Annotated in this window: 12 protein-coding genes; 5 read left to right on the forward strand and 7 right to left on the reverse strand. The window is 57.6% G+C overall.

Annotation, left to right across the window (positions count from 1 at the left end; all coding sequences use genetic code 11):
• Positions 1-134 precede the first annotated feature (134 nt).
• Positions 135-3,455 carry a mechanosensitive channel MscK gene (mscK, locus tag AC13CN_RS01710; RefSeq protein ID WP_301272790.1) on the forward strand — a complete coding sequence of 1,107 codons (3,321 nt, stop codon included), beginning with the start codon at positions 135-137 and terminating at the stop codon, positions 3,453-3,455.
• A gap of 3 nt (positions 3,456-3,458) precedes the next feature.
• On the opposite strand, the gene AC13CN_RS01715 is transcribed toward mscK, so the two are convergent.
• The gene (locus tag AC13CN_RS01715; protein WP_253027829.1) at positions 3,459-4,211 is read right to left on the reverse strand and encodes a TlyA family RNA methyltransferase; all 753 of its coding nucleotides are present in this window, start codon (positions 4,209-4,211) and stop codon (positions 3,459-3,461) included.
• Positions 4,212-4,800: 589 nt separating this feature from the next.
• Between AC13CN_RS01715 and AC13CN_RS01720 the strand changes: the two genes are divergently transcribed.
• The 3 genes from AC13CN_RS01720 to AC13CN_RS01730 all read left to right on the forward strand — a co-directional run bounded on the left by AC13CN_RS01720 (position 4,801) and on the right by AC13CN_RS01730 (position 6,520).
• Positions 4,801-5,130, forward strand: a complete 330-nt coding sequence (locus AC13CN_RS01720; protein WP_009100748.1) for a DUF1820 family protein — start codon at positions 4,801-4,803, stop codon at positions 5,128-5,130.
• 85 nt (positions 5,131-5,215) lie between these two features.
• Positions 5,216-5,851, forward strand: coding sequence for a TIGR04211 family SH3 domain-containing protein (locus AC13CN_RS01725; protein ID WP_054644975.1), 636 nt, complete (start codon positions 5,216-5,218; stop codon positions 5,849-5,851).
• 36 nt (positions 5,852-5,887) lie between these two features.
• Positions 5,888-6,520 carry a thiopurine S-methyltransferase gene (locus tag AC13CN_RS01730; protein ID WP_044628259.1) on the forward strand — a complete coding sequence of 211 codons (633 nt, stop codon included), beginning with the start codon at positions 5,888-5,890 and terminating at the stop codon, positions 6,518-6,520.
• Positions 6,521-6,529: 9 nt separating this feature from the next.
• On the opposite strand, the gene AC13CN_RS01735 is transcribed toward AC13CN_RS01730, so the two are convergent.
• The 5 genes from AC13CN_RS01735 to cysP form a co-directional block, all read right to left on the reverse strand.
• A complete protein-coding gene (locus tag AC13CN_RS01735; RefSeq protein ID WP_044628202.1) occupies positions 6,530-7,123 on the reverse strand; it encodes a YajG family lipoprotein in 594 nt (197 codons plus the stop codon).
• A 139-nt stretch (positions 7,124-7,262) separates the two neighbouring features.
• Positions 7,263-8,357: a sulfate/molybdate ABC transporter ATP-binding protein gene (locus AC13CN_RS01740; RefSeq protein ID WP_044628201.1), complete on the reverse strand. Its 1,095-nt coding sequence runs from the start codon at positions 8,355-8,357 to the stop codon at positions 7,263-7,265.
• On the reverse strand, positions 8,354-9,181 hold the full coding sequence (gene cysW, locus AC13CN_RS01745; protein WP_062374278.1) for a sulfate ABC transporter permease subunit CysW: 828 nt from the start codon (positions 9,179-9,181) through the stop codon (positions 8,354-8,356). Before cysW ends, AC13CN_RS01740 begins: the two co-directional genes overlap by 4 nt.
• Positions 9,181-10,035, reverse strand: a complete 855-nt coding sequence (cysT, locus tag AC13CN_RS01750) for a sulfate ABC transporter permease subunit CysT (RefSeq protein ID WP_044628199.1) — start codon at positions 10,033-10,035, stop codon at positions 9,181-9,183. The genes cysW and cysT overlap by 1 nt, the downstream gene beginning before the upstream one ends.
• Before the next feature lie 9 nt (positions 10,036-10,044).
• Complete coding sequence (gene cysP / locus AC13CN_RS01755; RefSeq protein WP_172416027.1) at positions 10,045-11,082, reverse strand: thiosulfate ABC transporter substrate-binding protein CysP; 1,038 nt, start codon at positions 11,080-11,082, stop codon at positions 10,045-10,047.
• Positions 11,083-11,300: 218 nt separating this feature from the next.
• Between cysP and rpe the strand changes: the two genes are divergently transcribed.
• Complete coding sequence (gene rpe / locus AC13CN_RS01760) at positions 11,301-11,999, forward strand: ribulose-phosphate 3-epimerase (protein ID WP_054640885.1); 699 nt, start codon at positions 11,301-11,303, stop codon at positions 11,997-11,999.
• Positions 12,000-12,182: 183 nt separating this feature from the next.
• Here rpe and AC13CN_RS01765 read toward each other — a convergent pair whose 3' ends face one another.
• Positions 12,183-13,481 (reverse strand): NAD(P)/FAD-dependent oxidoreductase, encoded by a 1,299-nt coding sequence (locus AC13CN_RS01765; RefSeq protein ID WP_062359145.1) that lies wholly within the window; start codon positions 13,479-13,481, stop codon positions 12,183-12,185.
• Between the last annotated feature and the right edge of the window lie 17 nt (positions 13,482-13,498).

Here is a 13,498-nt window from a genome sequence, read left to right on the forward strand (position 1 = left end):
CGTACAAGTCAACTGTCGATATCCCGCTAGCTAACTGGATTGCGCAACGACTGCTAACCCCCGACAATGGGAATCTTGCCCGATTCGGCGGGCTTACATGTCAATGAGGCATAAGTAACGTGGTGAGAAATGCCATGAAAGCCGTCATTTGCTGCCTATACATGGTAGCGATGCTGGCCAGTCCCGCAACCGCTCAAACTATTGCGGTTGAGCGCGTCCCTCCTGAAGCAGAGCTAACTGAGCGCTTGGCGGCCATTGAGTCGCTAGATGCCGAATTAACCGCCGACCAAAAGCGTGACCAGGCGGCGCTGACCGCAGCACTGCAGGCCTATGAGCGCCTCAAGGCCATCGAAGAGCGCCAGCAGGCGTTAGAGCAGCGGGTGAATCAGGCACCAGAGTTATTGCTGCGTTTAGAGCGCGAGCTTAATGATGCCGAAGAGGAGAGCCAACAGCTTTCGGTCAATCACCTCAGTGATATGCCGTTAGAGGTATTAGAAGCCGAGCAGGCTGATGCTGTGATGGAGCTGCAGCAACTGCAGAGCCAGATGGCAGAGGTGAACTCCCAGCTGTTAGCTGCTCAGACGCTACCCGAACGGGCACAGCAGGCCATTTCCGATGCGCTACAGCGCGCGGAAACGCTACGCCGTGAGCATGATACTCGGGCTGCGCTGCTGGCGGATCGTCAGCTTTCGGCTCGCGAGGATGCACAGCTCATCCAGTGGCGCTTAGAGCGAGTGCTGGCAGAGCAAGAGGTCAGCCTGAATCAGCGTGAATTAAGTGCCAACAGCCGCCTGCGTGAACTGGCTCAACAGCGCCGTGACCTGCTGGCCCTGCAGATCGATCAGCAAGAGCAGCAGCTTAGCCTGCTGCAGGGCGTGATCGACCGCCAGCGACGCCTTCAGTCTGAGCAGGCCATCGCCGACGCCGCCAAAAATGACCCGCTCATCGCGGAAGGTCATCCCGTCGTGCTGAATGCTCAGCAGGTCAATCAAACGCTAAGCCTGGAGCTGCTGCGGGCGACGGACCGTGCCAATGGCATTGTGCGTGAAAACATCGAGGCGCAGCGTCAGTTAGAGCATGTTCGCCAGCTGCAGCGCAGCCTCAATGAGCAGATGGAAGCCATTCGCGGCAGCCAGTTGCTCTCTCGTATTCTCCGCGAGCAGCGCCAGTCGCTGCCTGCCGTAGTGCCCCGGCGCGATTTGCAGGATGAGATTGCCGACCTGCGCTTGAAACAGTTCGATCTTATTCGCCAGCGCGACCAGCTCCGCCAAGGGGAGCGGTTGGCTGCCCAGCGCCTTGAAGAGGCGGGGGTCGAGGTAACTCCAGGGCTGGTGGACTCGTTGACGCGGCTTTATCAGTCCCGCCGTGAGCTGGTGGAGCAACTCGAGCAGGCCTACGGCAGCCTGTTGAGTTCAGCCATCGAGCTACAGCTCAATCATCAGCAGCTGCTCTCCACTACTCATGATCTGCGCGCCACCATTGATGAGCAGCTGTTTTGGGTGGCCAACAGCCGCCCGTTGGATGTGAACTGGCTACGTCAACTGCCCAGTTATCTCACGCAGGAGTGGCATGAAGGGGAGTGGCGCGCGGTACTGCCTACCCGCTGGCGGGGGCTCTCTTGGGATATGCTAGTAGGCGCGCCGCTGCTGTTGCTGAGCGTGGTATTGATTGCGCTGCGCGGGCGTATCAAAAAGCGACTAGCGCTGATTCATTCACAAATTGGTCGTTTGAAAAGCGATACCCAGCTACACACCCCCAAAGCGGTGTTGCTCAATGCGCTGCTAGCGCTACCCGGGCCGTTAGCACTGGCGGGTGCGGGCGTTGCCCTGCACACGGCGGAGGGTGGCCTTGCGCTGGGGTTAGCGCCTGCGCTGCTGCAGCTTGGTTTGAGCTGGTTTGTGGTAGCCCTTGGGCGGCGACTGCTGGTGCCCGACGGCGTCGCCGAGCGTCACTTTACCTGGTCACCGGCGTACAACGCGCGGCTGCGTCGCTTGTTGATTGGGCTGGGCATGGCGCTGGTACCGGTCGTGGCCATTGCGGCCATGTCCGAGCAGATGGAAACACCGCTGGCTCAGCGCCCGGTGGCGATGGCGCTGTTCATGAGCGGGCTGCTTGCGATGGCCTGGTGGCTGGCGCAGCTTATTCTTGCCCATGTGCCGATTTTTGGTGTGCGGCTTTTTAGGCTGATATTGGGTCTGGCGATGGCGGCTGTGCCCTTGGTGCTGCTTGGGTTAGTGGCATGGGGATATGAGTATACGGCGCTCAGATTAGTGGCACGCTTTGCCATTACGCTCTATTTATTGGGGCTTTGGGTGGTTGTTGAGGCGACGGTGGTGCGCAGTTTGGCAGTGGCCGCCCGTCGGTTAGCTTATCGTCGTGCGTTAGCCCGCCGCCGTGCGCAAGTACAAGAGGGTGCTGAAGGCGGGCTCGAGGTAGTCGAAGAGCCGCCGCTGGATATGGAAAAGATCAACGCTCAGTCGCTGCGGCTCTCCAAGCTGATTCTGCTGATTGGTTTCAGTGCGCTGCTCTATTTGGTGTGGTCGGATCTGCTCTCGGTATTGGGTTACTTGGACCAGGTATCGCTTTGGGACGCGGGCGAAGGCGATCTGGTCGATGATGCTCTCTCCATTTCGGATTTTTTTACGGCGCTGCTGGTAGTGGCTGTCACGTTCATCATGGCGAGGAACCTGCCAGGACTACTCGAAGTCATGGTGCTCTCTCGCTTGGCGCTCAAGCAGGGCAGCGCTTATGCGATTAGCTCACTGCTCTCTTACACCATCGTAGGCACCGGGATCGTTATGTCGCTGGCGACCTTGGGGGTCTCTTGGGACAAGCTGCAGTGGCTGGTGGCGGCGCTGAGTGTGGGTTTGGGGTTTGGCTTGCAAGAGATCTTTGCCAACTTCATTTCGGGATTGATCATTCTGTTCGAGCGCCCCATTCGTATCGGCGACACCATTACGCTAGGGAACCTTCACGGCACGGTCAGCCGGATTCGCATTCGGGCGACCACGGTGACCGACTTCGACCGCAAAGAGATCATCATTCCCAACAAAACGTTCGTGACCGACCAACTGATCAACTGGTCGCTCTCCGATAACGTGACCCGCGTGGTGCTCACCTACGGCGTCTCCCACGGTTCGGATTTACCACTCGTGCATAGACTGTTACGTCAGGCTGCCGATGAGAACGCACGCGTATTGGATGACCCGGAGCCGCAGGTGTTCTGCCTAAGTTACGGCCCTCACAGCCTCAATTTCGAACTGCGTATTTTCGTCAATGACTTGTTAGACCGCCTGTTTGCGGCCGATGAGGTGAATTGCCGGGTGGATGAGCTGTTCAAGGAGGCGGGAGTGAAGATCGCCTTTGAACAGCTCGATGTTTGGCTGCATCCTGAGCAAGGGGAGTCGGTGAAAGTGCAGTCCAAGCTGACCCTCCCGCCTGCTTCGTTGAGCTAACCGCTAGGGCTTGCTGGCGAGAAGAAGAAACTCCCGATTGCCGTCGCTGCCGGTAATCGGGCTCTCTTGCCAGTGACTGATGACGAGGCCGCACTGCTCGCAGGCGGTGCGTATTTTTTGTTCCACCTCTGCGTAGCGACGAGGTTCTCGCACGACGCCGCGTTTATCCAGCGCACCGGGGTCTAGCTCAAACTGTGGTTTTACCAGCGAAAGCAGCTGCCCGCTAGGCGGCAGTAGGGCGGCAATCTCATGCAGAATCAGCGTCTGTGAAATAAACGATACATCCATCACCGCAAGATCAATCGGCCGTTCGGCAAGCGTGCTCAAAAGTGCCTCTGAGGTGCTCATATGACGGGCATTGAGTCCTTCCAGGCAGGTTACTCGTGGGTCGCTGCGTAAGTGGCTGGCAAGCTGGTCGTGGCCGACTTCCACGCCTACTACATGGCGTGCGCCAAATTGCAGCGCGCAGTCAGTAAACCCGCCTGTGGACTGGCCAATATCCAGCACGCCTTTATCCTCTAAGCGCATGGCTAACGCCTGTAGAACGCCTTCTAGCTTTAGCCCTGCGCGTGAGGCGTAGCGCTCTTCTGGGTCCTCCTCCACGCGGAGTGGGGCATTGGTCGGCCATTTTTCAGAGGGTTTGCTCAGCAAGGTGCCGTCGCTTAAAAAAACGCGCCCGTTTTTGATCAGCCGTTGGGCACGGGTACGAGAACTGGCCAGTCCTTGGCTGACCAGTAATTGATCGAGTCGTATCATCTTGGTCGTATCTGTAGTGTTTGGGAGGCCCCGTATTACTGGGGCCATTAGTCGGCCTGCAGCTCAGTAGGGGAAGCGTGTGGCTCCCCAGCTACGGTGCAGAAAGCCCTTAACGCGCTCTAGTTCTTCATCGGTCACCGTGGCCAGCTCGCCTCTTTCTAGAGGGGCGTAGTGGTAGATATAGAGCCGCGAAGTGAACTGCTCAAATGGCAGAGAGGCTTCGCCAAAGCGCTCGCCGTTGCCGGACGTGCTAGCTCGTTGAGCTTGGCATCTTCAGGTGAAGAGACCTCTTGGTGGTTTGTCACATAGACTCCTTACCCTTGCCGTAGCGGGGATTATACATAGAAGTCGAGATCCTCTTGGCGTTTTAAAAGATCACGGATGGTATGCGCGTCCTCACCTTTAAAGTAGATCAAGCCCCAGTGGGTACCATACACAATAGGCGCTACCACCGGCTAATTAGTGGCCTGTGAGGCTGTCAAATAAGGAAAGCGCCGTTTTCGATGATGTCTGCTAAAGGGGCAACCCCGGAGTATGGTAGGCTAGGCGCGGTAACGTTACCTTCAAGTGGCAAGAGGATTAGGCCAAGATGGCGGCCAAGCCGATCTACCGTGTGGTGGTTCACCAGCAGGGTGAAATTTGGGATTTATACGTCAGAGAGATCTTTCAGAGCGAACTCTGGGGCTTTATTGAAGTCGAGGAGTTTGTCTTTGACGATGCGTCGCGAGTGGTGGTGGATCCAGGAGCGGAAAAACTGCAGCGAACCTTTGAGGGTGTGAAGCGTAGTTACCTGCCTCTTAACGCCATTGTGCGGATTGATGAGGTAGAGCGTGAAGGCCCCCTGAAGGCCGTGAAAAGTGATGCTCGCGTCGCAGAGTTTCCTCGTCCCTTCCCGTTACCGCCCCGCGGGGAAGGGTAAGCGCTTTAGACACGCGCAACGCTTTGAGCGATACGCGCGGTGGCTTCGTCGGCCATGCGCGTTTTTATGATCAGGACATGACGTCATGCAAGTAGATAAATTTCGCAGTAATTGTTATGCCGCCGCAGTTGGCGTGCTGCTAAGCATGAGCAGCCAAGCGGCATTCGCTCAATCCGATAACCAAGCCTGGGTCAGCGATGAGCTAAGTACCTACGTGCGCAGTGGGCCGACAGATGGTTATCGCATTGTGGGAACGCTCAATGCAGGCGAGCAGGTGGAAGTGCTGGAAACCAGCGGTGATTACACCCGGGTGCGCAGCAATAGCGGCGATACGGTGTGGGTTTTGAGCAATGAGCTTCAGCAAACGCCTAGTGCTCGTCAGCAATTGCCCGAGCTGCAGGCCCAGGTGGAAGAGCTGACCCAAGAGCTTGACGGTATCAACGATACCTGGGAGCAGCGGGTCTCTTCCATGACCGCCACGCTTGATGTTCGCGAGCAGCGCATCGCAGACCTGGAAGCGAGGAACCTTGAGCTGGATAACGAGGCAGAGCAGTCACGCCAACAGGTGCGAGCGCTGCAGGCACGTCTGGACACTCAAGAGGAAGACTTGCTGATGCGCTACTTTATGTACGGTGGCGGTGTGGCGGGCGCTGGCCTGCTGGTGGGGCTGATTGTGCCGCACTTGCCGCGCCGTCGTAAAAAGCGTGACCGCTGGTTCTAAACAGTTAGGTTTTTAGGATAGTAAGAGGGCATGTCCATGGAGAATTCCTGGCGGCAGCGTTGGCAAGAGGGACGGATAGGCTTTCACCTGGAGGAGACCCACCCGGCACTGTTGAAGTATTGGCCAACGCTAGGCGTGCCCTCTGGAGCCAAGGTGTTGGTGCCGCTATGTGGGAAGAGCTTAGATATGCGCTGGCTCGCGGACCAAGGGCACCCGGTGTTGGGCATAGAGCTTGCCCCGGAGGCTATCGAGCAATTTTTGGCCCAGCGTAGTGGCGGTATCTCTCGTTATACTCAGGCAGGCTTTGAGGTGTGCCGGCAGGGTAACATCGAGCTCTGGTGCGGTGACTTCTTTCACCTGCATATTCAGCAGGCGGCTGAAGTGGAGGCTTTTTACGATCGTGCATCGCTGATTGCGCTGCCACCGGCTACCCGCGAACGCTACGCTTTCCACTTGGCTCAGTTGGTGCCACCGGGAGCGAAAGGGCTGCTGGTGGGGTTAACCCACGCCGATGGCGATGCCGGGCCGCCATTTAGCGTGCCGGATGAGGAAATTGAGCGCCTGATGGCGCCCAATTTCCGCATAGAGCGGTTAGCGCACCTGCCCGCCGATGCCCGTGGCCGAAGTGAAAGCATCTGGGCGCTTGAGCGGCGCGGGCCACGGGTTTAATTATCCCCCTTAACGGGCGAGAAGCCGACCCAGCTCTGGGTCGCTGAATGCCCGGTTTAGGCCATCGCTAAGCAAGTCGTTCAACATCCGCGTATTGGCATCTTCACCCGGTTTAAGCGCATAACCTTGGGTGCGACGTGACGTATATGTCCCGGTATACGTCGTGCCCTGGTTCTGCGCGATGGCCCGGAAAACCCCTTCAATGCGCGCTTCATCAATTAGCGGCTGCCCGCTGTCGCCACGGCCATAGTGCAAGCTGGCAAGTTCCAGAGTCAGGCTGGGGCGGCCTTGGGCGGCTTCGCGGGTAGGGGTAAACCCCATATCGCGTGCGGCACGCTCCGCTTCGGCCTGTAGGCGCGGAATCAATTCATGGCTGCTTACTATAATCTGCGCCGTCGACATGTTGCCGCCCGTGCGCGTACCAATGACTTCACTCGGCCGGGCGTCGACGGCCACCACGGTCACTTGCTGACCCGAGCCGGTTTGCGGCACGTTAGCGCTACGGGTGGGGTTTAGCTGTAGGTATTGAGGACTTGCACAGCCTGCCAGCAATAGGGTGGTTAACAACGCACCAGACGCGCGTAAAAAGTGACGCCGACGCATAAAACTCTCCGCAATCATTGTGGTTAAACGATAAACATACCTGTCGCAACAAGGTATTAAAAAGCAAAGCGTTAAGAAACAAGGCATTGCAATAATCGCGGCAGTATAGCGTTGTGCTAGCCTGCCGCGCTAGCAGTCCCTAAGCCACTCGTGCCTGCTGCTCAGGTGTTTTAGCGTCTTCTTTAAAGCGATGCCACTGGCGCGGGTGAGCAAACAAGCGCTGCCCCCGGCGCATGTGCAGTCGCTCGAAATCGGCGTGGCGAACGGTGGCTAGCCACGGTTTTGCCAGCCAGTCGGCCTCTAGCTCTACGCGTACTTCGGCACCGACCGGGGAGATAGCGGTAATCGTCACCGGCAGGTGGCTTTCAGCGCTGGGTTCTTCCGCCAGGCGCACCTCATGGGGGCGCAGCAGCAGCTCTTCATCGCCATCGGGTAAGTCCACGTTGAGGTGCGCATCGCCGCAGGTCAGCACGCCATCGCGAACGCGGCCCTCTAGGTGGTTCACATCACCCAAAAACTCAAATACAAAGCGGTTCTTCGGTGCGCGGTAGAGCGTATCCGGCGTGTCGATTTGCTCGATACGGCCGTTACTCATCACCACCACACGGTCAGAAAGCTCCAGCGCTTCTTCCTGGTCGTGGGTGACGAACACACTGGTAAAGTTCAATTCGTCGTGCAGGCGGCGCAGCCAGCGGCGAAGGTCTTGGCGAACCTTGGCATCCAGGGCGCCAAACGGCTCGTCTAGCAGCAGGACGTCAGGCTCTACAGCAAGTGCGCGAGCCAGCGATACGCGCTGCTGTTGCCCACCCGAGAGCTGGGCAGGCAAGCGGTTGGCTAAGTGCTGTAGCTGCACCATCTCAAGGAGCCTGAAGACTCGCGCCCGAATTTCACCGTTGGAGGGGCGGCGCTTTTTCGGCATCACCGTAAGGCCAAACGCCACGTTGTCATAAACGCTCATATGGCGAAACAGGGCGTAGTGCTGAAAAACAAAGCCGATGCGGCGGTCGCGCACATGCACGTTGGTGACATCGCGGTCGCCAAATAGAATCTTGCCGGGCTGCGGAGAGCGGTCGGCGTTCTCTAGGCCAGCAATGATACGCAGCAGGGTGGTTTTTCCCGAACCGGAAGGACCTAGCAAGCCCACCAATTCACCTTCGTGAATGTCCAGGTTGATGGGCTCAAGCGCCTGGGTGTTGGCAAAGTGCTTGGCAATATTCTGTAAGCGAATACTCATGTGTATGCCTCCCGGCGCGATGCGCGCCATTCAAGGCCTGCCTTGGCCGCAAGAGTTAACAGGGCAATCAGGGCCAGCAGGGCGGCGCTCGCAAACGCACCCACGGCGTTGTAATCCTGATAGAGCTGCTCAAGGTGCAGCGGTAGCGTATTGGTTTGCCCACGAATGGCCCCTGAGACAACCGAGACCGCGCCAAATTCACCCACCGCGCGGGCGTTGGTAAGGATGATGCCGTAGAGCAGTGCCCAGCGAATGTTGGGCAGCGTGACCCTCCAAAACGTTGTCCAGCCAGAAGCGCCCAGCGTTACGGCGGCTTCTTCTTCCCGTGAGCCTTGGGCCTGCATAAGCGGGATTAATTCACGCGCCACAAACGGGCAGGTGACGAAGATGGTGACCATCAAAATGCCCGGCCAGGCAAACATCAGCTGAATATCGTGGCTATCTAACCATCCGCCAATCCAGCCGTTGCGGCCATACAGCAGTAGATAAATTAAGCCAGCGACGACAGGGGAGACGGCAAACGGAATATCAATCAGCGTTTGCAGAATGCGCCGCCCTGGGAAGCTAAAGCGCGTCACCAGCCATGCCAGCGCAACGCCAAACACCAAGCAGATGGGGATGGTCATTAACGCGATGACCAGCGTGAGACCAATGGCGTGTAGGGTGAACGTATTGCTCACGTTCGCCCAAAACACCGCCACACCTTGGGAGAACGCCTGAGCAAAAATAGCCACCAGCGGCAGCAGCAGAAATAGCGCAGACAGCAGTAGGGCTGCGCCAATTAATAAGCGCCGCACTAAAGGCGCATCACCAATCCGGCGCATTATCCTTTACCTCCATGCAGACGACGCACAAAGCGGCCCTGCCAGATATTGATGGCGAGCAGCAGCGCCAGCGAGACAAACAGCACCACCGAGGCAATGGCAGACGCCCCGGCGTAGTCATACTCCTGCAGTTTGACGAAGATCATCAGCGCGGTAATTTCGGTTTCATAGGGCATATTGCCTGCGATAAAAATAATCGCCCCGAACTCACCCAGCGAGCGCACGAAGGCAAGCCCGGTGCCGGTGACGAGCGCTGGCCAAAGGTGCGGCATAATCACTCGGCGAAACGCCACGCCATCGGTGGCGCCCAGGGACATCGCGGCTTCGTCCACTTCGGCAGGCAAATCTTCCAGCACCGGCTGCACCGTGCGCACCACAAAGGGAATACTGGTGAAGGCCATCGCCAGGGCAATCCCCACCCAGGTGTAAGCGACCTGAAGCCCCATGGGCTCGATGATGTTGCCGACCCAGCCATTGCCCGCATAGAGCGTCGCCAGAGTAATGCCCGCAACGGCGGTGGGCAGGGCAAAAGGCAGATCCATCAAAGCATCGAGTAGGCGTTTGCCAGGGAATTCATAGCGCACCAGCACCCATGCCAGCAGTAGGCCAAACACTGCGTTCACCAGCGCCGCCACGGCTGCCGCGCCGATGGTGACCATATAGCTGGCGACGACGCGACCTTCGGTGATGATGGCAAAGTACTCGGCCAGGCTCAGTTCAGAAAGCTGGCCAAATAGTCCGGTAATGGGCAGTAGCAGTACCAGCGAAATAAATAGCACGCTGATACCCATAGATAGGCCAAAACCCGGCAGCACGCGCGTGCTGCCGGATCGCCAAAATGCTAATTGGCTCATGGGGTTCCGTTAACGACGTTGCAGTTGATCAAGCAGAGCACCGCCTTCGAAGTGGTTCTCCATCGCTTCTTCCCAGCTGCCGAACACGGTTTCGACTTCAAATAGCTCGGTGTCGGGGAACTGGTCGGCAAACTCTTCTACCACAGTGTCGTTATGGACACGGTAGTTAAAGCCTGCCAACTGACGCTGGGCATCTTCGCTGTAGAGATACTCTAGGTAGCTTTGGGCTAAGTCGCTGTTGCCGTTACGTTCGGCGTTTTCACCCACCACCGCGACCGGGAATTCCGCCAGAATGCTCACCGGCGGGACGATTACTTCGTAGTCATCGCTGCCGTATTCGCTGCGGATGTTGTTCACTTCAGACTCAAAGCTGATCAGTACGTCGCCAATGCCGCGCTCGATAAAGCTGGTTGTGGCACCGCGACCGCCGGTGTCGAACACCGCTACGTTGCGCAGGAAGGTGCGCATGAAGTCTTGGATCTTCTCTTCATCGCCGTCGAATTCATTCTCGGCGAAGCCCCAGGCAGCCAGGTACGTGTAGCGGCCGTTACCGGAGGTTTTCGGGTTCGGGAAGACCATTTGTACGTCTTCTTTAACGAGGTCATCCCAGCTTTCGATGCCTTTCGGGTTGCCTTTGCGCACCAGGAAAGCGGTGGTGGAGTAGTAGGGCGAAGCGTTGTTCTCAAACGCATCCTGCCAATCCTCAGCCACCAAGCCTGCATCGGCTAGTGCTTGAACGTCGGTGACTTGGTTAAACGTCACTACGTCCGCACGTAGGCCCTGCATAATGGCGCGCGCCTGGGCAGAGGAGCCACCGTGGGACTGGCTGATAGCGATCTCTTCGCCATGCTCCTCTTCCCACCACGCCTGGAACTCCGGGTTAATCGCGGCGAACAGCTCGCGGGCGATGTCATAGGAGGAGTTCAGCAGCTCGCGCTCCTGAGCAACGGCGGCGCTGGAGAAGGTCATGCCAGAAACGACGGTGCCAACGGCAACGGCCAGTAGGCTACGGCGAAGGCCGGTGCGGAAAGAGGAGGGTAGCGTCATTATAGACTCCTTGATTCTGGGGGCGATTTAGTCGCGATGACGCTAAGGTTAAACCTAGGATTGTGGAATTACAATCGTGTTTTATATTCTATTTGGAAATATCTGTTTAAGGATATGCATTGACGGCAAGCGTGCTGCATGGCCGTCACGTGTAATAGGGCTTCGTGTGTGGCTCTGGTAAGATGGCCCCTTTATTTTTATTACCTGAGGACCCCTTCATGAGCGCTGCACAGGATTTTTTGATTGCCCCTTCGATACTCTCCGCTAACTTTGCGCGGCTGGGCGAGGAGGTTGATAACGTGCTGGCGGCCGGCGCCGATGTGGTTCATTTCGACGTTATGGACAACCATTACGTGCCGAACCTGACTATTGGGCCGATGGTATGTAAGGCGCTGCGCGACCATGGCGTGACGGCACCCATTGATGTGCATCTGATGGTGAAGCCGGTGGATCGCATGATTAGCGATTTTATTGAGGCGGGTGCCAGCTACATCACTTTCCACCCCGAAGCCTCTGAGCATATTGATCGTTCGCTGCAGCTGATTCGTGATGGTGGTTGTAAAGCGGGGCTGGTGTTTAACCCGGCCACGCCGCTTTCGTATCTTGATTACGTGATGGATAAGGTTGATATGGTGCTGCTGATGAGCGTCAACCCCGGCTTTGGCGGCCAGTCGTTTATCCCCGGCACGCTGAACAAGCTGCGTGAGGCACGTGCGCGTATCGACGCTTCGGGCTTGCCCATTCGCTTGGAGATTGATGGTGGCGTCAAAGTCGACAATATCGCGGATATCGCCGCCGCCGGTGCCGATACCTTTGTAGCGGGTTCAGCGATCTTTAACGCCCACCAGGCAAGCGACCCCCACGGCTACGACAGCGTGATTCAGCAGATGCGCGCGGAGCTGGCCAAGGTTCGCTGATAGTTATCGGGTTTACCTACCCGTTATGCTGAGTAAGCCTGAGTGGGAGGCCGCTTTAGCGGGCGAATGGCGCCGCTAGGCGCCTTAGCAGAGCCCCCGTCGCGAGCTGAAGCTCCCTCCCATGACCGCTAACTATGCTTAACTGAATGGTATTAGGGTAGATCTCCCGCCCTTTGCATGTCTTTAGTGAAGTTTCATGCGTGGTTTGAGGTAGCGGTTTAATTTATCCACCAACCATGCAAGCCCGGTTTTTGGCGCACCGTGAATAGAGAGTTGATGCATGCGGTAGAGCGATGCATAGGCTTGGCGCGCCAGCCAGCCCTCCAGAAAAAGCCCGCGAGAGGCGGAGCTGCGCATGAGGTTACCTACCGCGTCGTAACGGGCCAGGGATACAAGCGAGCCGTGATCGCGATAGTGAAATTCGCGCAGCGGCTTCTTCTCCAGGCAATGCTCCAGGTTTTTAGCCAATAGCTTGGCCTGCTGATGGGCGGCCTGAGCGCGAGGCGGCACCGTTGCATTATCGCCTTGGGGGCAGCAAGCGCAGTCGCCCATTGCAAAAATATGCGGGTCGTCTACGCTCTGCAGTGTCTGCTTGACGTTGATCTGGTTGCGCTTGTTGGTGCTTAAGCCCAGCTCAGTAAGAAACGGCGGCGCTTTAATGCCAGCGGCCCATACGTTGAGATCGGTTTCGATCACCTCACCGTCGCCTGTGACCAGCTGATACTCCTGAGCTTCTTGAATTGCCGTGCCCACATGTACGGTGACCCCCATGCTCTCCAGCTCTTGCTGAACGGTTTGGCTGATGCGCTCAGATAAACCGGGGAGCAGACGCGGTGCCGCTTCAATCAAATGCACGCTAATGGTTTGGTGATCCACCGCCGTGACGCCGTAGGCATTGAGCAGGCGCGAGGCGTCGAGCAGTTCGGCAGAAAGCTCCACCCCTGTTGCACCGCCACCCACAATCCCAATGGTGAGCTGGGTGTTCTGACGCAGCTTGGGGTCGGTATAGCGCAGGAAGGTATTAATCATATCCCGCTGGAAGGCTTTGGCCTGCTGGGGAGAGTCAATAAAATGGCAGTGCTCTGCGACCCCCTTGGTACCAAAATCATTCGAGATACTGCCAAGTGACAGTACTAAATAGTCATAAGTGAGCTGGCGGGCGGGCAGTACCTCCACGCCATCTTCATCTTCAATAGGTGCCAGGTGAATGACCTTCTGTTCCCGATCAAGACCGTTGAGCGAGCCGCGCTGGTAGCGGTAGTAGTGGGCTGAGGAGTGCCCGCGATAATCCACTTCATCCATGCTGGAGTTTAGCACCCCGGTGGCTAGCTCATGCAGCAGCGGCTTCCATACGTGGGTGGCGTTGCGGTCAAGCAGGACAATCTCAGCGCGCTTTTTTTTACCTAGCGTGTGTCCAAGACGGGTGGCTAGGGCTAGCCCGCCCGCGCCGCCGCCCACAATCACAATTCGGGGAATGGCCATTACTCTCTCCTTGGCAA

Source organism: Vreelandella sp. L-25 (assembly GCF_056857535.1).